Origin of the sequence: Brevibacillus sp. SKDU10 (assembly GCF_001645205.1) — a bacterium.
In the GTDB taxonomy this organism is placed as follows: Bacteria; Bacillota; Bacilli; order Brevibacillales; family Brevibacillaceae; genus Brevibacillus_B; species Brevibacillus_B halotolerans.
Genome location: NZ_LSSO01000024.1, coordinates 1 through 24,941 on the forward strand (window position 1 = coordinate 1; position 24,941 = coordinate 24,941).

Genomic DNA, 24,941 nt, shown 5'->3' on the forward strand with positions numbered 1-24,941 from the left:
TCATTTCTGTCCCCTTCATCACGGCTTGACCATTCTTAGCATCCACCTTTAAAACGGTACCGGAGAAAGGAGCCACCACGCTGGATTGAGAGCTTTGCTTCGTTAGCTCCGCTTTTTTTACCTGTAGCTGGTTAATCTGTGCTTGAACGGAAGCAATATCTGTGCTTTTTGGGCCTTTTTTATTGAGGGCTAATTCGCTCTGGGACATTTTAAGAGATGATTGCGCTTGGGATAACGAGTCCTTAGCCTTGTCCAATTCAGTGGCAGCAAAAGCACCAGCCTCTACCAATTGTTTGGTACGGTTGTATTCCTTCTGGGCAGAGTCAACCTTTTCTTTCTCTTGACGAACGCGTTCTTCCTGTTGGGCAATCGTTTCAGGTTCTTTGCCTGATTTAACACGATTTAGTTGAGCCTGCTGCGAAGCGATTTGCGCATCAATGGATGCAATTTCGCTTGATAGATCGGTTACATCTATACGAGCAATGACTTGATTTGCTGTAACATTGTCACCTTCCTGTACGTTAAATTGCAGCAAGGTCCCATTATTTGGGGAGAAAAGCGTAACCTCTTGCTTCGCCTTAACCATTCCTGATGCCATTACTTTGTTTTCAATGCTTCCTTTTACAACAGGAGTGACGGAAACAGGAAAGCCCGTTGCGTCAACAGCGGTTAAATTCAAATAACCATAGGCGCCGGCGACTAGTACTCCAGCTGCGATAACACCCCACCAACGTTTCTTCATAATAGCCTCCTTACAAATATCTTTATAAAGGATTTACGCATAAATCTTACAATAGCCTATAGATTTTACTCATTTTTTCAAAAATCATCACCTCTCTACATCATTCATTTTTACATCATTTACTTGAACAACTTGTATTCTAAGATAAAGGGAAAATGTTTACTATTTAATTAGGTGACACTAGGATTACAAATTTGTAAGTTGAGGACTGTTTTGTGCTTACATCTTGTTTTTACATACATCTGATTTGTGCCTGTGCAGTTGAAAATGGACTGGTTTTTATATAGTAGGAAGCTCATTTGTTCAAAACATTCGAAATTATAGGTCGTTAGGATGGGATCGATTCGAGGGAATGCTAAAACGAAACAGCTGTCAGAGGGCTTGCTCTTTGCCGCTCTTGTTAGATAGTTATAACGTTCTACTGTCAACACCTGTAATCGAAGGAACATAAAAAAACTTACTTTGACATTATATTGAGGCTTATCCGTTTTACATAACGCAGTACTATTGACCATCCAATACAACGTTGTAGAGCTAGTTTTCCCTATCGCTATGCGCAAGTTGAACGAAAAGTGGAGCAGTTGCCGCGGCATGCTACTCCACTTACGTTCCGCTCTTGATAAGAAACTTGCTTTGAACTTGAAATCTAGCTCCCCTATCAGTAAACAAGTCAGCAAACGTACTACGTGGCGTCAATCATAACGTTCGTTTTTTTACCATTTACTTTTATTCAGCTATCCGTACTTTCGCTGCTTCAATCAAGCAGCAGCATTTTGCATAACCCTGTCTGATAAAGATACAGTCTGCCTGTTAATTACTGATCGTTTCGGCAACCAGCGAGGCGTATGCTTTTGCTCCTTCAGGTTGTAAATGAATGCCATCTTTAGTTAGCCAGCCCGATTGGTTCGCACTATAGGAATACCAATCGATTACCTTAACATTGGAACGCTCCTCACCTGCCCTGCTTAGCTCTTGGTTCACCTTATCCTGCCAATTCCGCGGAACTCGCGTATTAATGAGAATAATCTGTCGTTCTGCACCAAGGGTATCGAGTAGGTTCGTTAGCGTATCCGATGTAAAGGGACCATTCGTACCAAGCTCGATGATGACACACTTCCCAAGCCGTTTTTCAGATTCAAGCTGTTGTACAATAGCTTGTGCATCTTTCATTTGCCGGCTGACCTTCGCATCGATGATAATACCTGGTATACGCTTCTCTAGTTCTGGAGCAACACCGAGCAAGACCGAATCACCAATAGCAGTTACCCCATCGGATAGTGAAGCAGATGTCTGAACATCCTGCGACTGTATCAGCAATTCATGTAGCTCTGGTTCTTCCTTCCGTTCCTCCTTAACCTCGTCCGTAGTATCGCCTTGAGTCATTTCCTGTTTCACTTCTTCAGAAGATGCTCCTGAAGTCTCGCTCTCACGCTGGGCACAAGAGACGCATAAGAGAACAATCATGCCGATTGACAGTAATACAGATAATCTTCGACGTCGAATGAAGGCGTTCTGGCTTACGTTTTTCCGCAGTTCGAGTTTACTTCGTTTCCAGCCTTCGATTAAAGTAGATGACTCTATAAAAGGTGACTCTACGAATTTATAAGACAGCGCTGCCAGCCATATAATCACCACTAGTAAAACAAGCTGAAGGAAAAAGCTGACCTTCGTATTAGGATTTGCAGGAGCTGTTAAAACGATAATCGGATAATGCAATAGATAAATGCCATATGATCGCTGACCGACCCACCTAAGAGGTTTCCATGCAAGCAGTTTGCTCACAGTAGTGAACGGGCTTACAGCAGCGGCAATGACCAATGCCGCCGCGACTGAGAGAACAACCATGCCCCCCCTATACAGCCACTCGTCATATTCTCCGGTAAAGACAATCATATAAGCGACAATAGCTCCGCCGATAGCACCTACAATATCGAGTACAACGGCTCCCTTACGTGACAAGGGTGTGGCAAGAATACGACTTGGCCATGCAAGCGCCAGTGCAGCTCCGATCAAAAATCCGAATGCTCGCGTATCCGTACCATAATACACCCTGCTCGGGTCCGTATTAGGATCGTATAGCAGCACCATCGTACCAAAAGATACTGCTGCACCCACCAACAAATACAGCGCAAGCTTTCCACACGTAGGCTTTGTGAATCTGATGATGCCAAACAGTAACAACGGTAGCAGAAGATAGAATTGCTCCTCGACTGCCAGTGACCAGAGATGTCCGAAAGGAGAAGGTGGACCAAAGCTCTCGAAGTATGACACATCGTGATAAATAAAGTACCAGTTACTCATGTACATGATCGCAGCCCAAATATCTCCCCGAATAGAGACGAATCGACTGCTATCCAATATAACCAGAATTACGGAAACAACAAGTAGCATAAGTAGCAGGGCTGGAAGTAGTCTGCGTGCGCGACGGAACCAGAATCGTTTCAGATCGATCCGCCCTCTGCTCCGATACTCTTCCACCAATAAATCCATGATGAGATACCCGGACAGAACGAAGAACACATTAACTCCCAATAGTCCGCCTAAGACTCCACTCCACTTAAAATGATATGCCACCACAACAAGAACAGCTAGTGCCCTTATCCCGTCTAATCCCGGCATATATCGTCGTCTGCCATCCTCTATATTTACATACGGTTTATTCAATCGATACATCGCTTCCACTAAACTTGACCTCCCTCTAACATTTGTAACACACCATAACTTGGAGTATGCAATTAGTGTAGTACGGGATTATATGATAAGTGAGATGGACTTGTAATCAAGTTGTAAAATGTTGAGATTCAAGGTGCACAAAAAAAGACCAGCCACAACTAGCGGCCAGTCTTAGGATTATTATCGATAAGAGGTCGATCCTGAATAATAATTGAGCATTGCCATGATATCTTTGTTAAAGCCAATCACTTTCATTGTTCTTTGATTGATCATCACGTTATATTTCCACGTTTTGTTCGTCTTGCTCTTATAATAAACTTCCGTCTTGGTGCCAAACCGCACAGCATCCTGGTCCAATGTCAGATCGGACGCCAGCTCAGCACCTCCTTTTTCCTGGATAAACTGATCAGCCAGTTCAAACAGATTACGACCGGGAAATGTGTCACCAAAGAAATTCGCTCCGGTTACTTTCAAGATTTTAAGAACATCTCCGTCTCTGGCATTCAAGATGATATCGTAAATATCTTTGGTACCGGTCGAAACAGTTAGCGTCATATAGTACAGGCCACTGGGAATTTTGTTTAGCTCCTTTTCAACATGTTCACTTACTTCATGATTTCGTCCCATGAATACTTTCTCGACTAGATCCTTCAGCTTGTTCTGATCAATCACCGATAGCTCAAATTGGACATCATCTACAGTGAGCTTCTCATTAAAATATTTGTTAACAGCATTTACGCTAAGCATCCTCATGGCATCTTGCGAAAGTGCCCCTTCATATTTCACCTCGTTGCTCTTGTGCTCATTATTTATTTTTTTAACCATGACAGTGTCCTTCTCGATAGCATTGTAAAATCCAGTGCAACCTGTCGTCAATAATAAAAACGCCACGCTTACAATAGAAAATAGATATTTTTTCATTGTTGCACCCCAACCTTTTGACCCGTCCCCTTAAAAATGACCTGTATTGTCGTACCTTGATTGACTTCGCTAATCACTTTGATACTGGCTTTATGAATGTCTGCAATACTGTGACATATGGAGAGACCTAAGCCCGCTCCATTATTGCTTCTCGTTCTTGCTATATCCGTCATGAAGAACGGTTCAAATATTTTATCCTGATGCTCTTTGGCAATCCCTATGCCCTGATCAATTATTTCGAGGATGCAATGATTATCGCTCCAGTAGGTACGAAGTGTAATGCTCTGCTGTTTGGCGGAAGCTTTAAGCGCATTATCTACAAGATTGAAAATTAAGCTTTTCATTAAATCCTTATCCATAAGCAGAGGCCCTTCTTCGCAATCAATAACGACGGTAATCTCTTTCTCTCCCGCTTTCATTTTCAGCACAGGTTCCATTTCGGCAATGATGGCTTTAAGATCATGTTCCTTCATCTGAAAATGGTGCTCCTCGAGGAAAACCAAATCCATCAGCTTTAACGAAAAGGATTCTAGCCGCTTTCCTTCTGAATAAATGACATCAAGAGCATCTAAAAATATCTCTTCATTGTATTTAGTTGTTCTCAGAAAATTGGCGAATCCGATAATCGAGGTCAACGGTGTTTTTAATTCGTGAGTAAAGTTATTGATAAACCTTTGCTTCTGTTGGTTGTGTAGCTCCAAGTCATTGATTTTATCCTCGACCACCGAAGCCATTTCGTTAAAATTTTTGGCCAGCACGCCGATTTCATCCTTTGTTGTTACCTGAACTCGTTCTGAAAAATCCCCCTGTGCAATAACCTGAGCCGTTCGATTTAGACGGTCGATCGGCTTCGTCAGACCTTTGCTCACAACATACATAATGAGCATATAAAGGATGCAGGCGGCTACATCCACTCTGAGGAAAAAGCTGTACTGATCTACGCGCTCCTGATACACCGGCGTAAGATCCTTCATGTAGGTGAATACGTATCTTTTATGATTAATGTACGTTATATTCGTTGCAAACAATATCGTACGTTCATCAATATCTCGCAAGATATATTTGATTTCATCCGCATCTAGCTTGTCCAGCTCCTTACGCTCAAATGGCATCTTGAAATCGGTATTGCTGAAAATCGCCCGATCGCTATCATTTAAAATCTGCAAATAGATTCGTTGCTCGCTGTTCTTCTCGACAAATTCGTTAGCAATATTGGTTAATACTGTTTTTTCGTAATCGACGGAATCATAGATACGAAGGATTGGAAGGATTGCATTTACGCTAGAATGAATGCTGATGTACTGGCTTAATGCGCTATTGATTTCCTGTTCTAGCATTTTCGTGTGATTCCGCTCGATGACCATTATCGAAAAAATATTAAAGATGAGAACGAATGCAAGAATGGAAAACATGTATATTTTCTGCCAAAACTTCATCCATCAATCCTCCAGCCGGTACCCAATTTTATAAATCGTCTTGATATGGTCCTGTAGCTGGAGCTTTTTGCGTAGCGATTTGATGTGCATATCGACCGTTCTTGTTTCACCGTAGTAATCGCAGCCCCATACTTTGTCAAGGAACTGCTCTCTGGATAGTGCTATGTTCTTGTTTTTCAGCAATACGACCAGCAAATCGTATTCCTTTGGAGTCAGTTCTACCGGTTGGCCCTGGATGGTCACCTCTCGTTTGTCCAGAGCCACTTCAATGTTTTGAAACTTGATTATAGAGTCTTCTTTGCCGTATCTACGTAACACTGTTTCGATTCGAGCCAAGAGTTCAATCGCTTCGAAGGGCTTCACAATGTAATCATCCGCCCCTAGTTTAAGTCCGTTGACTTTATCATACACGGAGTTTTTCGCGCTCAGGAAAATAACTGGTATGTGGTAGGATTTAATTTTTTCCATCAGCGAAAAGCCGTCCAGCTTCGGAATCATAACGTCCAGCAGGATAAGATCAAACTTCTCTCGCTTCACCGCCTCCAGTGCCGAAAGACCGTCATGTACCTCGGTCGTTAAAAAGTTCACGATCGTAAGATTCATTTTAATAATTTTGGCTATATGAATATCGTCCTCGACAATCAATATCTTCTTTTGCATTTTCGTAATCACCTAACATTTCATGAATGGTTTATATTGTTTTGTTACTGATATTACATGAAAAAAGAATATTTTTATAGGGACAATATATGTCTTTATGAAAAATGCAACAAATGAAATAGGAATTTGATTGTTTCTAGAACGGCTCATTCCCCCCTTTTTCATATATCAACAGATGCAAAAGAGCAAACCTAACACTGCTCATGTAATTTATATAAATTCGACAATTTACAACTTCATTACAAGTCCATCTTATTTATCATATATTCGCAGACTACACTGATAGCATCCCCAGACGCGAATAACAATGTGAACATCAACGAAAAATGGATGAAATTATTGGAGGAGCAACATGTCATGGATTTTGGAAAAAAAGCAAAAGAATCATAAAAAGAAAACATGGAGGTTTGTGCTGATCAGCTTCAGAGTTTTGCTTTTGAGCATCATCATTTTTTTCGGCTATCAGCTCATTGGCACCTACAATGTACTTGAGAGTCTGGACAAATCAAAGGATACCATCCTAATCGAGGAGCAGGAGAATGAAGCACTGAAGCCTGCCATATGGGAAGGCACCGAACGCGTCAGCATTCTGCTTATGGGCGGCGACAATCGGGGGTTGAAGAAGAACCAAGCGCGTTCCGATTCCATGCTGGTAGTAACTATTGACCCCACCACAAAAAAAGCACATCTTATGTCTGTGCTTCGGGATACCTATGTCGAAATCGAAGGTCATGGCAAAGGACGAATCAACACCGCACTCGCGCTAGGGGGACCTACCCTTGCCATGAAAACGATAGGCGACTTGCTCGGTCTCGATATTCAATATTATGTATATACCGATTTCGAAGGATTCAAATCACTTATCGATGTAATCGGCGGCATTGATTTTTATGTCGAGAAAAACATGGACTACACCGATAAAACCGACGGTAACCAATACGACATCCACCTGCGAAAGGGACAACAAATGCTGGATGGAGACAAAGCGCTACAATACGTGCGTTTCCGCCATGACGCAATGAGCGATTTCACCCGGACTGAGCGACAACGCAACCTGTTGCTTGTCGTCGCTGAAAAGCTGAAATCAGACTGGAACCTATTGCGGATGAAGCAAATTTTGGAGAGTGTAGCACCTTACATCCAGACGAATCTGAATATCCCGGATATGCTAAAGTTGGCAAAGCTCGGTGTGGAAAGCCACATAGCCGGTTCCGCACAAGTACCGCCGATGGAATTGATTAAGGGGACGTCAGTTAAAGGGGCCTCTGTCCTGAGTGTGCAAGACAATGAGAAGCTTCGTGAATTCGTACAGGAATTAGTGGGTCAGGATAAGTAAAATAGAAAAATGACTTGAGTTCTGCTTTAGGAAACTCGGGTCATTTTTCTTTTGCGTTATTGGCAATCATCTTTTTCTTGTGATAGAGACATAACCAAAACGTAGATTCAAAAGTAAGATATATCGCTAACTATTGTAAAGCAGAACACTACTTGCAAAAGGGAACATACTTTATATTTAGAGCAATATGGTACGCTTCTTAATTTTAAAAAAGGAAGGGAAAAAGGAAATAGCCCCCAAAGGGAGTAAATAAGGATTTGAATATTTTTACTAAAATTCCAATTACTTAAAATGTTTCTTGGGGAGGACGCTCTGAGATATATGATATTTCTCCATAGGTTGCATGATAACCCTGATGTGGATACGCATAGGTCGTATTTTGGCATTGTTGTTGCATTTCCCCTTTGACATGACGTAAATCACAATTTTTAGGAGGGCCGATTACTACCGTGTTTTGAATTGGTGCAAGTGTATCTTTGACTTTAGCTTCGTTTAAACAATAGGTGTAGGAAAGTATGTTTGATGGGGTTAATCTTAATATGTCTGAACCAAAAATTGTTTCGGGAATGGGGGCATCAAAGATAGCTAATAAATGCGTGTTATCTTCAGATGCTATTTCGTAATGCCACCACCCCATAGGTACGTTAGCTACTTGATTAGGAGTGATAGAAAAGTTTAGAAGTTCATTGAAGTAAGTAATCTTACGGTAAGGTATGCTTTCGCCCACTTCAAGGTGAGTGCTTAGCTGCACACGATATTGAAGCTCTAAAGAGATAACATTACAGGATGTTATAAGAAAACGCAGCGTTTCCTTTATCTACTTCGTCTTTTTAAAATAAAGCAAGCTCCTTCTTGAACGATTGGATTCTACGAAAGAAGTCATTAACGATTACGGAATATATCGACATGAGGAAGAAGAGGTATAGCAGGTGATGGAAAATAACGTCAAGCCTGATGCACTAGATAATTGTTGATCAACCTCCTTTAGATGAAATTGTAAACCAAATCATTAGTAGACTGTAATAGCTCAAATGAATCCCAGAAAGGGCTCAAATTGTACGAGTAATGGCTAATAGATACAGAGTTGACGTTGGTCCTTGGATAGAATATTTCGGTATATTAAAAAAATAACAGTACATGGGGGGTAAAAATATTGTATGACGTGCTGGCTTGAGGAACAATTTGTGTAGCCATGCTGAATAGACCAGATTTCGTGAGATGCAGGATATTAGGAAAATACAGCCAGATTTGATGTTTGCTTTTTCTCTTGAATATTCTGTATGCTTTAGATCTAAAAAGTTGTCAATAAAACAGATATTTACACTAAAGGAGACAGACACAACATGAAGATGATAGGAAAAAAAGGGATGTTTTGCGGCGTATTAGCTACAGCACTGCTTGTATCAGGCATGACTTACGCTGCTCCAGCCATCAAAGTGATGGTCGATGGGAAAGAAGTGAAAACTGACGCGCAAGCTCAAATCATTAATGGTCGGGTACTCGTACCTGCACGGGGTTTGGCAGAATCTCTCGGAGGAGAAGTGCAGTGGGATCAAAAAAACAAGATCGTAAAGGTAAAAAGCAAAGCATCTAGCCAAAATGGAGCAATAACTGGCAAAGATGCATATGTGATTGAGGATCAAAAGGCTCTGATCAGTCTCCCTTCTGAATGGAAGGATAAGATCAAAGTAGAAAAAAAAGCAAATGAAGTTGTTTTTCAATATGTACCGAAAAATAAGGCAGTAAAACCTGAATTTTTCTTCAGAGTGCTCATCATTACTAAAACCGTATGGGATAAAGATGAGTATGCAGATACAGGACTCTTTACCATGTTAGGAATGCAGGACGGAAAGGTATATGCATTGCAAACACCGAGTGAAGCACCTTATTTGGAGAAACCAGAAAGCCCGGAATTTAAAGAAAGCGTGGACATGCTAAATCAGCTTAAGCAATCCATTCAGTTTATGTTCATTAAGTAATGAAATAATAAGAAAAAATCCTTGAAGCTTATCTTCAAGGATTTTTTGTCAGGATATAACAGAGATTGAACTAATATCTTTCCAAAATCAAAGCGGTTTTCAATGAGTCTTTTGGCAAAAACCATCCCTTTGCTTCTAGGAAAGCCTTTAGCTTCTTTTGTTCCTCTGACGCTTCTTTGCTTTTGGTAGTTTTAAAGGAAGCTTCTACAATATAATCCAAGTTGCCTCCAGAAGCAGATTTAATCGGCCAAATTTCCACATCAATCTTCAGCCCATTCCATGTTCCTGTGTATCGTTCTGCCAGAACAGGACCGTATATTCTTGCTTGTCCTACTTTTTCACTCCCCCATCCAGGGTACAGCCATTTATCCATCTTTCCAGGTATATTGGCCGTTAGTAGTTTAATGGAGTCTGAAAGAGAAGGCAATTGTGTTCCTTGAAAACCTGATTGTTTTATTTTTTTCTTTCTGGAAATACTTACTGTTTTTTGCTTGTAGCCCCATTCCACCTGCGCTTCATAATTCGTGTCTGTAGCATCAAAGCCTTCCTTATTAGCCTTTGTTAAGGCAGCATCAATGTTATTGTTTTCAATGGGGTATCTTTTTTTATAGGTGATTTCCAAATGCTCCTTACTGTCCGACTTGCGGATGCGACTAATCCAGCCTGCATGATTCAAATCCTGGTCTTCTGTATCCAGAAACTGTACATTCATTTTTATGGCGGAGTCAGGCAGATTGAACGCTTTAAGCACATCAGGCAACAGCTTATACTCAGAAGACAGCACCTTATTCGAATCCAGCAATAGCTTCACTTCATAATCCGGCTCTAAATTACCGGCCGCTTGTACGGATTCGGCAAGACCAAAAAGAGAAGAACAAAGGCCTAGACAGACAGCAAATGCCATAATTGCATGCTTGAGCGCAGGGGTCGTTTTCACTTAAAAACAGCTCCTTTGTATTAAAAGTACAAAAATTAGTTATCTTTCTTATACATCTATTCATACAAGCTGCACATTTTTTAGTCGTTAACAAGCTGTCTTTCTTTCACTCCGGTTACATGATGATTTATAACAGGCTAATTATACCATAATTGTAAATAAAAAGAACAAAAAATCATTTACAAAATTTACACCATTAGAATTCCTATGGCATTACGTACCTCCTGAAGAACCTTTTGAGCAGATAGCCGAGCTTTCTGAGCACCCTGTTGCAGGGTATCGAGTATTTGTTCTTCAGTAAGTTGCTGTTTGCGGGTACGGAATGGCTCCACAATTTGTTCGATTTCTTCAGCTAGTCGCTGTTTACAAGCTACACACCCGATTGATGCCGTTAAGCATTGCTCTCGAAGCTGCTGTTGACCCTGCTCATCCGTAAAATACGTGTGCAGATGATATACATTGCAGCCTTGTACACTTGGATGACCTGATTGCTGCAGATAGATACGAGTTGGATCAGAGTATGCCTTTTTTACTTTCTGAGCGATCTGGCTTTGCTCATCCTGTAAACTAATATACGTATCTACTCCGTCTGATTTACTCATTTTACCCTGACCATGTAGTGCAGGAATACGAACAGCATTCTCTGCCAACGGTTGCGGGTATGCAAAAACCTCACCATACATCTTATTGAAACGCCTAGCAATTTGCCGTGCCATCTCCAAATGCACTAATTGATCTTCACCAACAGGTACCACTTCACCTTTATGCAGCAGGATATCTGCTGTCATCAGCACAGGGTATCCCACTAAACCATAATTCACATTATCAGGATGCTTCTTCGCCTTTTCTTTAAATGTTGGACATCTCATCAGCTCACCTAAAGGCATGACCATTCCTAGATATAAGGATAATTCCGCAACCTCGGCTGACAGAGAAGATTGTGTATAAAACGTACAATGCTCAGAATTCAGGCCTGCAGCCAAATAACTGGCAGCAGCTTCTAGAGCATTTTTAGACATATGCTCGCGGCTAGGATGTGTGGTCAATGTATGCAAATCTGCTATAAAAAAATTAGCATCGTATGTGTTTACAAGCTTCTCAATGCCTTTCATTGCACCATAATAGTTACCCAAATGTAATTCACCAGTAGAACGGATACCTGATACCAGTTTTTGATTTTTCATAGATAATCAGCCTCTTTCGTTTTGAGAGCAGAGATCGTGGGGTATGAAAGGCATTGATCTCCCTCTGTTTATTTATCTCATTCAGTTGATAAAGCCACCACCAACCATCTTCCATCTCATCACGCTCCTTGTCCTGATTACCTCTATTTTGTTTACAAGAAATACAAAAAGGGCTTCCCGTCCTTATCTTTATAAAATAAGGACGAGAAACCCGTGGTGCCACCTTTATTCGCTGTCTGCACAGCGCGCTCAACTGTATCGGAGCAAGTGCTAGCTCTGCATGCCTTTGCTCGAATACCTGTCTCTTCTATCGGTGAGACGCTCCGCCAGAGCCTACCTGTGTGTTACCGTGTTCCGTTCACACTATCGGTCTGGACGCTCAAAAGTCCATTCTGCAAGCTTCCCGCACTGATTTTCACCAACCATCAGCTCTCTTAAGCATTCTTGCCTGCATACTCCTCTTCATCATTGCGCGTGTTATCATTATGATCATGTATAGCATTCCTGTAAACTTATCCATCAGTATACGTAACCTCACACTAGCTGTCAATCTCTACACGTGCCACCCCGTTTAAATTATGGACCATCTCATAAATGTCAGTAATGTAAATATGATCGTACACAACTAGACGTAGATCCATCTGTACCCTGTGCTTATCAACATCCTTTAACCAGACATTCTTAATCTTCATATCTTCTTCTTTGAATTTCTGGATGATCCCTGTCATATGGGAATGCTCATCTAAAAACAGGCGAATTTTCAACTCTTTTCCTTGTAATTTTCGAACCCCAATCATACTTACTAAATAAGGAAGCAACTGTACAGAGAACAAAATCATCGCAGCTCCTAACGCTGCCTCATAATAAAAGCCCGAGCCAACCGCAATTCCAATCCCTGCACTAGACCAAATAATTGCAGCTGTGGTTAGACCAGAAATAACATCATTATTTCGGCGCAAAATGACCCCTGCACCCAAAAAGCCGATTCCACTAACGATCTGTGCAGCCAAACGCATGGGATCTGTTCGATTGTTTATAGACGTTTCCGCATAAAATTGGGCAGATTCAATCGAAACAATCGTCAGTAAGCAGCTACTAACCGATATGATTACGCTAGTTTTTAATCCTAGTGGCTTCTGTTTTAATTCACGCTCAATTCCAATTACGATTCCAAGGAAAGCAGAAAGCATCAACTTTGCTAAAATAATTAATTCCATGTTATTCCACCTCTAACCTGGTTTGTCTGACGACTTTTAATACCTGTAGCTTATTATAAATCCTGATGAGCTATTCTTAAACCAACTGATACGTAGAGGATGATTTACGGAGCAAAGCCTTGTTAGCAAACCGGCTCTGCAAGTGTTGGCATTGGGAAATATCCATTTTCTACCGCATACCTCACCATCGCCTGGAAATATGCTTTCGTCGGTTTGGGGCATGTAATCTGAAGCTTTTGTAATAAGGCTGTTGTTTTAGGGCATGCAAATCGAACATTTGAGTTACGTGCGCCATCTCCCTCCAGTTGAGTAATAGCAAGTTCCATCCCTTCCCGATTTTTTTTCGTTCCATCAAATAGCCACTGCTCATATTCTTGTTGGGATACCAGACTCAATTGATAGCCAAAAGACTGAAAATGCTCCAATAGCTCCACATACGGAATCTGTTCTGGATTAACAATATGGAAAACGGCACCGACTGCTTCCTCTTGTAATGCAAGCCTAGTAATCGCCTTTCCCGCAAAATCAATAGGGGTGAAGTCTACTAGCCAATCAGCATGCGGGGCAACTCCCAGCAAAAACATCGCCCGACACATCCGATACATCGCATTTGTTTCCATGTTTCGTTGAAATGCACCAGATAACGAATGGCTACTCAAATTACCAGCACGATAGATCGTCACTGGTATGCCTTCCTGTTCAAAAGCTCTCATCACCAGCTTCTCTGATTCCCATTTGCTATTGATATAATGATTGTCTAGCACTATGGAATAGTCCACTTGGTCTGCATTGCACAATGCGTGCCATTTCCCTGCATAAGACAATTCTTCAGGAATACCGATCGTGGAAACATAGTGAAAATGAATACCTTGCTTTTCTCTGGCCAGATCAAGTAACGTCTCCGTGCTTTGTACATTTACCCGATAGAAATGCTGAGAGTCACCAAAGTGAGCTACGTCCGCTCCGCAGTGCATGATGGCATCAATATTTTGAACAAGCTCATGCCAATCCTCTTTTCCCAATCCTAAGCGCACTTCCTGCAAATCACCTATCATCACCCTCACACGTGAATGAAGCTGTCTGCTCAGCTGATCTCCAAAGTAAAAGGAATAGTTTTGATATAAACGTTCCGTAGCACTCTGAACATCTTCCCCACGTACCAAGCAATAAATCGTGCCCGATGCTGTTTGTAGCAATTCATTTAACAATTGAGAACCAAGATAACCTGTTGCCCCCGTTAGCAAAAATGTATGCTGATTGCGTCTTAGAACTTTTTTAGTCGTTTGTAAACGCTCTGGATATTCAGTAAGGACTTCCTCTGTTTGTAAATTACTATCAATCAGCCCAGAATCAGTGCGTTCTGTGTTCTGCTCTTCCTGATTCAGCTCTTCAATTCGATGCGCTAATGCTTGGACAGTTGGATGTGTGAAGAAGTCATTAATTTTTAGCAGTGGATATTTTGGCTTTAATTCAACTAATAACTCTATAATTTTAAGAGAATGTCCTCCTATTTCAAAAAAGTTATCATTTGCACCCACGCGCTCTACTCCTAATCCTATTTCCCATACTCGGGCAATCTCCTGCTCAACCTCCGTTTTGGGCTCGATATACATTTGTGTTCCTGTCACCGGTTTTAGCTCAATAGCGGCTAGTTTTTTCCGATCAATTTTACCGGTCGGTGCAATAGGCATAGACGATAGATAACCAAATTGTGCTGGAATCATGTAAGGAGGCAGCTTCTGCGAGCAAAAAGCTTGTAAAAGCGCCGGATCAATCTCCTGCTGTGTATTTGTTGTGTAAAAAGCGACCAATGTATTCTGATTGTCACGATCCTTTTTCACGATAACTGTTACGCTTTGTATCTCAGGATACGTAGCTAATCGCTCCTCAATCTCCCCTATTTCAATTCGATGCCCGCGAATTTTGACTTGAAAATCTTTACGTTCTAAATACTCTACCTCTCCATTTTCCAGCAAGCGTCCCAGGTCACCTGTTTTATAAAAGATTTTTCCTGATCCTGGTGTGAAGGGGTCTGAAATAAAGGCTTCTTTCGTTTTTTCAGGCATGTGCAGATAGCCGTGCGAGATTCCTACGCTGCTAATCAGAATTTCTCCTGGAACATTTATCGGGCACAGTTGATACGATTCGTTAACCAAATATATTTCATAGTTTGCAAGAGGCTTTCCAATCGGGATGCTGGTCGTATCAGCTTTCACTGGTTTGGTCACAGCATGATACGTAGACGTCACGGTGCATTCAGTCGGTCCGTACAAATTGTAAATGATTGTATCACTCGAAAATTTAGCCTGGAAGGAACGGACAACCTCGCCCGCTAGAAGCTCTCCGCCTACTCCTATGCTTTTTACTGTGGCGAAGCAATCTGCTTCTGTGCTTGGCAACGTTTTAACTAATTGGTTAAAGAAAGCAGCAGGTATGCCGGGAATGCACGTAACCCCTACACGCTTGACTGCTCTTGCAAACGAAATCGAATCCATTCTTTCTTCTTTCGTTAAAAAATGTAAGGTAACCCCGTTTAACAAGCCTCCAAATAGCTCATGAACGGACGCATCAAAGCTAAACGTGATGAATTGTGTGAAGATATCCTGCTCTGTTACGTTCATCATTTTTCTAACAGCAAGCCCGTAATTCACTACTCCCTGATGGTGCAAAATAACTCCCTTGGGTGTTCCTGTGGACCCCGAGGTAAAAATGACATAGGCTGGATGCAACGGCGTAATAGCCGGTTTTATCGCTGTATCAGAATATATTTCAATGTCTTCCATCCATAAGACCTGCGCTTTTGGAATAGCTTGTACCACTAAATCTCGATAGGCAAGACTAGAAAGAACTACATGAGAATTCGTTTCCTGAATAATATGGGCATTACGTTCTTGCGGATGATGTGGGTCTAATGGAACATAAGCTGCGCCCGCTTTTAATATCCCAAGTACAGCTATGGTAGCTTCGATACTTCGCTCCATAAATAAAGAAACATATTGCCCTGGCTTAATCCCATGCTGTTGTAGCATTGTAGCTACCCGATTAGACGCCGTATCTACTTGTTTATACGTATACGTAGTCTCATCAGTCTGTAAGGCAAGCCTCTCACTATGCGCTTCTACTACCTGTTGAAAGACATCCAGAATCGTCTTTTCTGCTGGAAATGCTTCTGTCGTCTGATTCATGGATTGATACAGTTTCTGTTCCATTTCAGATAGCATTGGATAAGCAGTAAAGGTTGTTTGCGGATGCAGCACAGCTTGTTCTGCTAAACATTCCATTTGTTCCATAAATCGATCAATTGTCTGCTGATGGAAGCTGTTGGAATCATAATGCATTTCCCAGCTAGCTTTTGTTTTATTTACGATGATCCCAGCATGTAGGGGAGCAGCCGTATGTGCTTCCATATGAATGAGTGAGCCTTGTTGCAGACAAAACGTACTTGGGAATTGATTGAACGAATAAGAAGCATCAGCATCTTCTGTCTTATCCTTCCAAACATGTTCAACCTGATCTAGAACATCATTATAGTTCATTCCTTGTTGAACATTAATAGCTACTGGTACCCATTTCTTCTGAATAAGAGTACCCAATGTAATCTGCTGGGTTCCACTGACACGGTGCAGCCACATGATGTACAAAGCCAATAGATGAATTTCCTGTCCCTTTTCCCATAACTTTGTCATATATGGAGTCAAATCATACGAGCTTCTTGTAGTCACAGTATCTGTGAACTGACTGAAGCGATTATTGTCTAGTGGGAACGTTATAGGTTCGTATCTTGGTGTATTGTGCATGATAAACTCCTGCCTCCTAATAAAATGTATGTTAAAAGTTAAAAAAGAAGAGAGACCAGCATCTGATCTCTCCTCTTTTGTACTCAATATTAGCATTCTGCTGACGACCCAACACTCTCTTAGAGATGAAAACCTACTCGTGTTCTTCTAATTTAAGTTGGGAAAGCGCCCTATCTAACTCCTGCGCTATTTTAGTTAATCCGTCAACAGAAACTAAAATTTCTTGGTAAGAAGCTAACTGATTATCTGACTTGACCTGGATGTTTTCTGCTGATTTTGTGTTTTTACGTGCATTCTCCGATACTTGTTTTACCACAGAGGTAACCTCTTCTGTTTCGGCTGCCATTTGTTGCGTGGAAGCAGATACCTCTTGCATACGGTCGGATACCTCTGTACTCGCCTGAACCATATGGCGGAATATCTCACCTGTTTCTTGCACGACTTTCACACCATCCAACACGTGCTCAGAACCTTGGCGAATAGAGATTACTGCTGTATTTGTACGTTCCTGAATCTCTCCGATTAGCTGGCTGATTTCTTCTGCCGATTGCTTAGATTGTTCAGCTAGTTTTCGTACCTCATCTGCAACAACTGAGAAGCCTCGACCGTGTTCACCTGCTCGTTGGGCTTCAATAGCTGCATTTAAAGCAAGTAAATTCGTCTGGTTTGCAATTTCAGAAATCATTTTGACAATCTCACCAATTTTACCTGACTGGGATTGTAGAACATTAATAATATTTTCAGATTCCTCTACAGAGTGCTGAATGAGCTGCATTTGATCCGCCACTTTGGTGACAGAGTATTGACCGGATTCAGCCTGATCTTTCATGTTCAAAGATGTATGATGAACCTCTGTTGAATTATTGGCGATGCTGTCAACACTAACCACCATCTCATCCAACGATTTCACACATTCTGTTGTAGCTATATTTTGCAGATTGGTGTGCTGGAACATTTCTTGGATGTTATCTGTAATGGTTGTGGCATGCTGATTATTTTCTTCCATAATCGTATGTAATTGCTGTGAGTTCTTCACTAGCTGGTTCGAGGATTCGCGAATTGTCATCATAATCGTACGCATATTTTCCGCCATTTGATTAAATTTGTTATTTACCTGACCCAGCTCGTCCTTACCTTCTCGCAAACGAACATCTAAATTTCCTCTGCTCATTTCATTAATGCCACGCATAAGCTCTTGAATTGGTTTAAAGGTACGATTCACAATCCAATATTGGAAAACTAAATTGATAAGTAGCAAAACGAGCAGCAATATGGAAGAGTTCAGCAATAACGCGTCCTGCCCATTGGTTACCATACTAGCATCAACATCCATACCAAAATAAGCAACAACGTTTCCACTGTCGTCCATGATTGGATGAAGAGCCGAAATCCAAGTACCTAACTCATCATCATAAATAGAAGTCATCGTATCTTGTTTGGAAGTGACAAGATGCTGAACCCCCTTCACAATGACATCTGGCTGAGGGAACATATCTCCCAATTTCATTCCTTCAGATTTCATAAACTCGAGAATTTGAGTTGGCTGAGCAATAATAGAGGTCTGATTTCCCTCTTTCAATTCCACTCCAAAAACATAAGCCTGTTTAATCTGAGGATGCTCTTTACTGATCTGGTCAAGCTCCTCTGTCAGTTTCTTCTGGATGGAAGCATTCAGATCAGGATTTCTAACAGCCTCATCTATGTCTTCAGCAGAAACATGTACAGATTGTGACTGTAACAAGGCTCTCGTATCTTTTTCTAGCATTTCAATAAGGACTTGCCCTTGAATGACGAAACTTGCTAGGATTAATACAGCACCAATCAACATAGTATTAAGAACTGTAAACAATAAATTCCTAGTAGATATTTTCATGTTGGAAAACAACTCTTTCCCCTCTCTTTCTTTTCCCTGCTTCTAGAAATATGTAAAATAGGGCGCTATCCCTAGTATCGGTATGGAATCAAAAAAGCTTTAATTTCTATATGTTAAAAAAATCAAGTCTTTTTTCACTTACATGTACCTTTTTTTTGTCATTGCATAAAAAATTCACAGGCAGAATGTATAGGACTAGCTATGGAGAAAAGAGCATAAAGGCTTATTTCATAACGATTTAGCTTGATGAAAAGCAAGTCAAATAGCACAAAGACAAAGTCAGTGTGCTTGGTTATTGAAGCTTTTCCCAAATGAAAAATTGATGACATTTCATAAAAATGACAAAATTTCACTGCACTTTTTTCGTTACAGGTTACGGTAAGGTGATCCTTTTTTGGATAGTTTTACATAAACCTTTCGTTCCTTTAATGCGTATTTTCATTTGATCAAAATATCATTTCTGCTTTCTCACGTTGTCGACTCCGGTAAGATGGAATTGTACCTGCTGGCTCCGCTGCCTTTATCGCTCTTACAACAGCTTCTGCCAGTACCTCTGCTGCTAATGCACCGATTAAATCCACAGAAGCCTGTACTTCTCCTGTTCCAATCGCAAATAACGTATCCCCGTCATGCATGGTGTGAATGGGATAAATTGTGCGGGCTAGTCCATCATGTGCCATTTGAGCAACCTTATTCGCTTCTGATTTGGTTAAGGCAGCATTACAAGCTACTACGCCAATCGTGGTGTTCGCTCCAGTTGGTATGAAATGAAAGCTAGCTTTTTCCATACAATCATAGATATCTAGTAACTCCTCGTTTTCCCCGCGCACACCTGCAAGTCTTTCTCCAGTTACAGGACACCGTACCTCTCCAACTGCATTCACAGCAACAATTGCTCCAATTACTAGCCCGTTACTCAGCTCACGGGACGCCGTGCCTAGCCCCCCTTTCATCGCGCGTTCAAAACCGGCCATTTTTCCAACAGTAGCTCTACAGCCCGCTCCAATATTTCCCTCAGCAAACTCCTGTTCACTCGCCTGCTTTGCCGCTTCATAGCCCATAGCCATGGTAGGTCGGATCGAAGCATCCCCGATAGCAAGATCAAATAATACTGCTGCTGGTACAATCGGCACTTTTGCAACTTTCACATCAAGTCCAATTCCCTGCTCCTCTAAATAACGCATTACCCCACTAGCTGCATCCAAGCCAAACGCGCTTCCCCCAGACAAGCATATCGCATGGACTTGATCAACTTTATTGATCGGGGAAAGCAAATCAGTCTCACGGGTACCTGGAGCTGAGCCACGAACGTCGACTCCGCATACTGCACCTTCCTCCATTAGAAGTACGGTACAGCCTGTCAGTGCTTCCTCATCTTGTTGATGACCTACCTTGATCCCTTTTATATCGACAATTGAACCTAATGTAGCAGTCATAGCTTACATCTTCTCCCTTTTATATATGAAATACCTCTTAACAGACGCGTAAAAAGCCCGTTTCTTGTAGAGCTTTCGTTTCCCTAATTATATAGACGTTATTTTATTACTTGTAATCTTTCCTTACAAACCGAATAAAACCAGACAATCCTTGTAAAAAATAAGGTAGAAATCTCTAAAGAGGATGCGAGAGTCATCAAGAAATACGTATTAGAGAGGATTGATTACGATTTCTCACTTACAAAACATTCCGCAACCAAAAACCTTTGGTCCCCTTGGAAATTTACCTTTAATCAATCCAGAGATGCCAATTCAATCCATCATGAAGCTAGCCAATGAACTTGGGCCTATCTTCCGACTGGAATACCCTGGAGGCCGCGTTAGCATCTATATTTCCAATCATAAGTTGGTAGCAGAGGCTTGTGATGAAACCCGTTTTGATAAGAATGTATGGCCTCCCTTGCAAAAAGTAAGAACATTTGCAGGCGATGGTCTTTTTACTAGCTCAACCGATGAGCCCAATTGGCAAAAAGCTCATAATATCCTGCTCCCAAGCTTCAGCCAAAGAGCAATGCAAGGTTACCATTCCATGATGGTAGACATTGCTGTACAGCTTATCCAGAAATGGGCCCGCCTTAACCCGGATGAAAGCATTGACGTACCCGAGGATATGACAAGGCTTACTTTGGATACCATTGGGTTGTGCGGCTTTAATTATCGGTTTAATAGCTTTTATCGAGAACAACCGCACCCCTTTATTACCAGCATGGTTCGTGCGCTGGATGAAGCAATGAGCCAGCTACAGCGCCTAGAAATTAAAGATAAATTGATGGTTATTACAAAACGTCAATTTAAACATGATATACAAGCCATGTTTACCCTTGTGGATAAAATAATAGCAGAACGTAAAGAGCACGAGAATCATGATACAAACGATTTACTTTCCCATATGCTAAAGGGGAAAGACCCCCAAACGGGCGAAGGCTTGGATGACGAAAATATTCGCTATCAGATTATTACTTTCTTAATTGCTGGTCATGAAACCACAAGCGGTCTATTATCCTTTGCTTTATACTTTCTATTAAAGAACCCGGATAAGCTTCAAAAGGCATATGAAGAGGTAGACCGTGTCTTAACTGGTTCTACTCCAACTTATTCTGAAGTGCGAAATCTTACGTACATATCGATGATTTTGAATGAGTCTCTTCGCCTGTGGCCAACAGCTCCTGCCTTCTCTCTTTACGCTAAGGAAGACACACTGCTGGATGGAAAATATCCTTTGAAAAAAGGCGAAAGTGTCAATGTACTCATTCCTACTCTTCATCGGGATACAAGCGTCTGGGGAGATGACGTCGAGGAGTTTCGTCCTGAGCGCTTTGAAGACCCAAGTCAAATCCCCTATGATGCGTATAAACCATTTGGAAACGGGCAGCGAGCCTGCATAGGACAGCAATTCGCGCTTCAAGAGGCAACCTTAGTACTTGGTATGATTTTAAAGTGCTTTGACATCATTGACCATAATCATTATCAGCTAAAAATTAAAGAAACACTAACCTTAAAACCTGAAGGCTTTACCATGCGTGTCCGTTTACGCACGAATGAACTCTCCTTTCAAATTACCGGAAAAGAGAAGGAACGCGAAAAAACACAAGTGCAGCCAACAGCCTCTACCATCGTTGACGCACATAATACTCCCTTGCTAGTGCTATATGGTTCCAATCTTGGCACGGCAGAGGGGATTGCAAGAGAACTTGCAGAGGATGCGCGTTTCCAAGGGTTCAAGAGCGAGGTTGCTCCTTTAAATGATTATTTAGGCAAGCTTCCCAAAGAAGGAGCCATATTTATTATCACTTCCTCTTATAACGGAAAACCACCGAGTAATGCCAAAGACTTTGTACAATGGCTGGAAGAAGCAGAGCCTGGAGAATTTACCGGAGTCAACTATGCTGTATTCGGATGTGGCGACCATAATTGGGCCAGCACATACCAGCAGGTTCCTCACCTGATTGATAAGCAGCTCGAAGCAAAAGGCGCGACACGGCTAACGAAGCAGGGAGAGGGTGACGCTAGCGGAGATTTTGAGAAACAACTTGAGGATTGGCGTCATCAATTGTGGCCTGATGTCATGAACGCTTTAGGGCTCAAGATCAACGAAAATCAGGAGCGAGAGCGCAGCACGCTTTCTGTTCAATATGTTAATGGAATTGCGGGAGTTCCTCTCGCTGAGTCCTATGATGCTCTTCGTTCGTACGTTACAGAGAATAGAGAGCTTCAGGGAGAAACTAGCGAACGTAGCACTCGTCATATCGAGATAGCTATTCCAGCAGGAGTCCATTACCACGAGGGGGATCATTTAGGTGTTCTGCCCAAAAACTCTCCTCAGCTAGTGGAACGTATTGTACATCGTTTTGGTTTGAATGGTAACGATTATCTAATTCTTAGTGGCAGTGGACGCAGCGCAGCGCATCTTCCGCTGGATCGTCCGGTAAGTGTATATGATCTGCTAAGTCATAGCGTAGAATTACAGGAAGCAGCAACCCGTGCTCAACTACGCGAACTTGCTGCTTATACAACCTGCCCACCTCATAAACGGGAATTGGAAGCCTTACTTGAAGAGGATACCTACAAAACCATTATAATGAACAAACGCATCTCCATGTTTAATCTTATGGAACAGTATCCCGCCTGTGAATTACCTTTCGAACGATTTTTAGAGCTTCTTCCACCTTTAAAAGCTCGTTACTATTCCATTTCCAGCTCCCCTCATCTCTTGCCAGAGCGAGCTAGCATAACAGTGAGCGTAGTGCGCGGTCCAGCCTGGAGTGGACATGGAGAGTATCGAGGTGTTGCTTCAAATTATCTAGCCGATCTAAAGCCAAATGATCCTGTTGTTATATTTGTGCGCACACCAGAATCTCACTTCACGCTGCCTACAAATACAGAAACACCTCTCATCATGATCGGACCAGGTACCGGGGTTGCACCATTCCGGGGATTTCTTCAAGCACGAAAGCACTATCAGCAACAAGGAAAACGGCTTGGTGAAGCCCATCTATACTTTGGTGCCCGCCATCCGCAACAGGATTACTTGTATCAGGAAGAGTTTGAGCAATATGAAAAAGAAGGTATCGTGACCATTCATACCGCTTTTTCACGTATAGAGGGACAGCCGAAAACCTATGTTCAGCATCTCATGAAACAAAATGAACAAGAGTTGATTCGTCTTCTAGATCAGGGAGCTCGACTTTATGTGTGTGGGGATGGGAGTCGAATGGCTCCTGATGTGGAAGCCACGCTGATTTCGTCCTATCAAACAATTCATTCGGTAAGCGAAGAAGAAGCCCGAGCTTGGCTCGATAAGCTTCAACGGGATGAACAATATGTAAAGGATGTTTGGACAGGTGCGTGATAAGGTGTCATTGGTGCTTGTCTTTGCAAGCCCATCTTAAGATATGATAAAGCCATCTAAAGATCAGATAAAAAAATAGACCATTACATCCATAAAAAGCACTCAGCAAATAATAGCTGGGTGCTTTTCACATGCTTAAATGTTCATTTTGGGACTGGTAGTAACTCAACTGAATAACACCTACTCTTTTCGACCAACCAGAATCAAACTCAAAATGGGATACGATCTATGGCAAGACAGTGACATTAAACCAAATTAATACATAGAGCCTCGGCGAACGTCATCACTACTGTATTTAGGTGAAGCACCCCGTTAATTCGTTTAGTCAGGACAGGGCATAGCGTCATTTACTATAAAGAACATATTACTTCCAAAATGGGGGGTAAAAACATGAAAAGAAAAAGTAGCAAGCCAATCATTCAACAAGTACATTATGACGGGTATGTGAATCCATACCATGATCCGTATTTCCAATTTGACCCATTCGTACCGCGGCGTCCTGACCGACGTGAGAGGTGTATCAGAGAATGGCGAAGATGCGAAAGACGCTGCCACCGCAGAATGGGATACGATAACGTCCGATGCAACAGAAGGTGCCATAGGGAATTTCGAGATTGTTTAGACTTCCATCACAGAAGATAACTTATCCAAGTTTTATTGTCTAACAATATGAAGATGAGGGCGGTCGTCAAGTAATTCCCGCCCTCTTTTCATCGTAAAATAGCGTGTAAGCGTCGTTACCTAACAGGCTATAGCTTCCCTTATCGACTTCGTTTTCCTCAAGATATGCTGGTAACATCACTATGGTCACAGTGGCATAGTCTTGTGGAATGCAGACGATTCTACTCTACCCTTTTCTACTATAGTAGTACGCACATTAAAATGATGGACGTGCACAGAGACGGTAAAGATGGACTAGCCCGCTTTCACCGGTAAACAGTTGTTACGTCTTCGTTAGTTAGAATGTTTATATCTTTTTGCTTCTTTCATACAAAACAGACAAAGAACCCTTTTCATTTTTCTTACATCCATTTTATGGAGAAAAAATGCCTCCAAGTTTGAACATTTAATAAGAGACCACTTGGTGCAACATTTGATAAAATTAAGCAGCAAGCATTAGAAATGGCTGATGCTTTTACGGAAGGGATTGTAAAACAGTTTCCATAGCTGTTTGCAAATTAACAGGTATTCTTCTATCCTGCCCTTTCTTGATATGGCTTAGGAAATGAACAAGAACTCTTTCCAGAAAATGATGAAGTACTAAAATACGCTAGTCCCTGAGGGCTAGCGTATTGATTATCTTTATTCATATCATAACAAAAAGTTTATCGGAATCTCCGT

General features: G+C 41.7%; 14 protein-coding genes, 1 pseudogene and 1 other annotated feature. Of the genes and pseudogenes, 3 read left to right on the top strand and 12 right to left on the bottom strand.

Going from position 1 to position 24,941, the window contains the following annotated elements:
• The 5 genes from AYJ08_RS02965 to AYJ08_RS02985 form a co-directional block, all read right to left on the bottom strand.
• The coding region (locus AYJ08_RS02965) for an HlyD family secretion protein (RefSeq protein WP_157452773.1) at positions 1-742 on the bottom strand (742 nt) is incomplete at its 3' end.
• A gap of 810 nt (positions 743-1,552) precedes the next feature.
• A complete protein-coding gene (locus AYJ08_RS02970; RefSeq protein ID WP_231928978.1) occupies positions 1,553-3,415 on the bottom strand; it encodes an acyltransferase family protein in 1,863 nt (620 codons plus the stop codon).
• A gap of 180 nt (positions 3,416-3,595) precedes the next feature.
• Entirely contained in the window at positions 3,596-4,336 is a 741-nt protein-coding gene (locus AYJ08_RS02975) for a hypothetical protein (protein ID WP_064016529.1), read from the bottom strand.
• A complete protein-coding gene (locus AYJ08_RS02980) occupies positions 4,333-5,772 on the bottom strand; it encodes a sensor histidine kinase (protein ID WP_064016530.1) in 1,440 nt (479 codons plus the stop codon). The genes AYJ08_RS02975 and AYJ08_RS02980 overlap by 4 nt, the downstream gene beginning before the upstream one ends.
• Positions 5,773-5,775: 3 nt before the next feature.
• Positions 5,776-6,432, bottom strand: a complete 657-nt coding sequence (locus AYJ08_RS02985) for a response regulator transcription factor (protein WP_031414352.1) — start codon at positions 6,430-6,432, stop codon at positions 5,776-5,778.
• A 352-nt stretch (positions 6,433-6,784) separates the two neighbouring features.
• Here AYJ08_RS02985 and AYJ08_RS02990 point away from each other — a divergent pair, with 352 nt between their 5' ends.
• The gene (locus AYJ08_RS02990) at positions 6,785-7,768 is read left to right on the top strand and encodes an LCP family protein (protein ID WP_064016531.1); all 984 of its coding nucleotides are present in this window, start codon (positions 6,785-6,787) and stop codon (positions 7,766-7,768) included.
• Between the two features lie 286 nt (positions 7,769-8,054).
• Here AYJ08_RS02990 and AYJ08_RS02995 read toward each other — a convergent pair.
• Positions 8,055-8,456: pseudogene (locus AYJ08_RS02995) on the bottom strand (cupin domain-containing protein); the annotation flags it as partial.
• Between the two features lie 655 nt (positions 8,457-9,111).
• Between AYJ08_RS02995 and AYJ08_RS03000 the strand changes: the two are divergent.
• The gene (locus AYJ08_RS03000; protein ID WP_064016532.1) at positions 9,112-9,747 is read left to right on the top strand and encodes a stalk domain-containing protein; all 636 of its coding nucleotides are present in this window, start codon (positions 9,112-9,114) and stop codon (positions 9,745-9,747) included.
• Between the two features lie 70 nt (positions 9,748-9,817).
• On the opposite strand, the gene AYJ08_RS03005 is transcribed toward AYJ08_RS03000, so the two are convergent.
• From AYJ08_RS03005 to AYJ08_RS03030, 6 genes are all read right to left on the bottom strand, one after another.
• Positions 9,818-10,684: a hypothetical protein gene (locus tag AYJ08_RS03005; protein ID WP_064016533.1), complete on the bottom strand. Its 867-nt coding sequence runs from the start codon at positions 10,682-10,684 to the stop codon at positions 9,818-9,820.
• 188 nt (positions 10,685-10,872) lie between these two features.
• Complete coding sequence (gene trpS, locus AYJ08_RS03010; protein ID WP_064016534.1) at positions 10,873-11,868, bottom strand: tryptophan--tRNA ligase; 996 nt, start codon at positions 11,866-11,868, stop codon at positions 10,873-10,875.
• A 195-nt stretch (positions 11,869-12,063) separates the two neighbouring features.
• Positions 12,064-12,346 (bottom strand) — a binding site (T-box leader).
• 61 nt (positions 12,347-12,407) lie between these two features.
• Positions 12,408-13,085 (bottom strand): MgtC/SapB family protein, encoded by a 678-nt coding sequence (locus AYJ08_RS03015; protein WP_064016535.1) that lies wholly within the window; start codon positions 13,083-13,085, stop codon positions 12,408-12,410.
• Between the two features lie 122 nt (positions 13,086-13,207).
• Positions 13,208-16,882, bottom strand: a complete 3,675-nt coding sequence (locus tag AYJ08_RS03020; protein WP_064016536.1) for a non-ribosomal peptide synthetase family protein — start codon at positions 16,880-16,882, stop codon at positions 13,208-13,210.
• 133 nt (positions 16,883-17,015) lie between these two features.
• Entirely contained in the window at positions 17,016-18,755 is a 1,740-nt protein-coding gene (locus AYJ08_RS03025; RefSeq protein ID WP_231928977.1) for a methyl-accepting chemotaxis protein, read from the bottom strand.
• Positions 18,756-19,201: 446 nt separating this feature from the next.
• Positions 19,202-20,191 (bottom strand): P1 family peptidase, encoded by a 990-nt coding sequence (locus AYJ08_RS03030; protein WP_064016538.1) that lies wholly within the window; start codon positions 20,189-20,191, stop codon positions 19,202-19,204.
• 220 nt (positions 20,192-20,411) lie between these two features.
• Between AYJ08_RS03030 and AYJ08_RS03035 the strand changes: the two genes are divergently transcribed.
• Complete coding sequence (locus AYJ08_RS03035; RefSeq protein ID WP_082890842.1) at positions 20,412-23,600, top strand: bifunctional cytochrome P450/NADPH--P450 reductase; 3,189 nt, start codon at positions 20,412-20,414, stop codon at positions 23,598-23,600.
• The last annotated feature ends 1,341 nt before the right edge of the window (positions 23,601-24,941 follow it).

Excerpts from the sequence above, each read along its gene's own strand:
- AYJ08_RS02985 (WP_031414352.1), bottom strand. The coding sequence starts at position 6,432 with ATGCAAAAGAAGATATTGATTGTCGAGGACGATATTCATATAGCCAAA.
- trpS (WP_064016534.1), bottom strand. The coding sequence starts at position 11,868 with ATGAAAAATCAAAAACTGGTATCAGGTATCCGTTCTACTGGTGAATTA.
- AYJ08_RS03020 (WP_064016536.1), bottom strand. The coding sequence starts at position 16,882 with ATGCACAATACACCAAGATACGAACCTATAACGTTCCCACTAGACAAT.
- AYJ08_RS03030 (WP_064016538.1), bottom strand. The coding sequence starts at position 20,191 with ATGACTGCTACATTAGGTTCAATTGTCGATATAAAAGGGATCAAGGTA.
- AYJ08_RS03025 (WP_231928977.1), bottom strand. The coding sequence starts at position 18,755 with ATGAAAATATCTACTAGGAATTTATTGTTTACAGTTCTTAATACTATG.
- AYJ08_RS02990 (WP_064016531.1), top strand. The coding sequence starts at position 6,785 with ATGTCATGGATTTTGGAAAAAAAGCAAAAGAATCATAAAAAGAAAACA.
- AYJ08_RS02975 (WP_064016529.1), bottom strand. The coding sequence starts at position 4,336 with ATGAAAAAATATCTATTTTCTATTGTAAGCGTGGCGTTTTTATTATTG.
- AYJ08_RS02980 (WP_064016530.1), bottom strand. The coding sequence starts at position 5,772 with ATGAAGTTTTGGCAGAAAATATACATGTTTTCCATTCTTGCATTCGTT.
- AYJ08_RS02970 (WP_231928978.1), bottom strand. The coding sequence starts at position 3,415 with ATGTATCGATTGAATAAACCGTATGTAAATATAGAGGATGGCAGACGA.
- AYJ08_RS03000 (WP_064016532.1), top strand. The coding sequence starts at position 9,112 with ATGAAGATGATAGGAAAAAAAGGGATGTTTTGCGGCGTATTAGCTACA.
- AYJ08_RS03015 (WP_064016535.1), bottom strand. The coding sequence starts at position 13,085 with ATGGAATTAATTATTTTAGCAAAGTTGATGCTTTCTGCTTTCCTTGGA.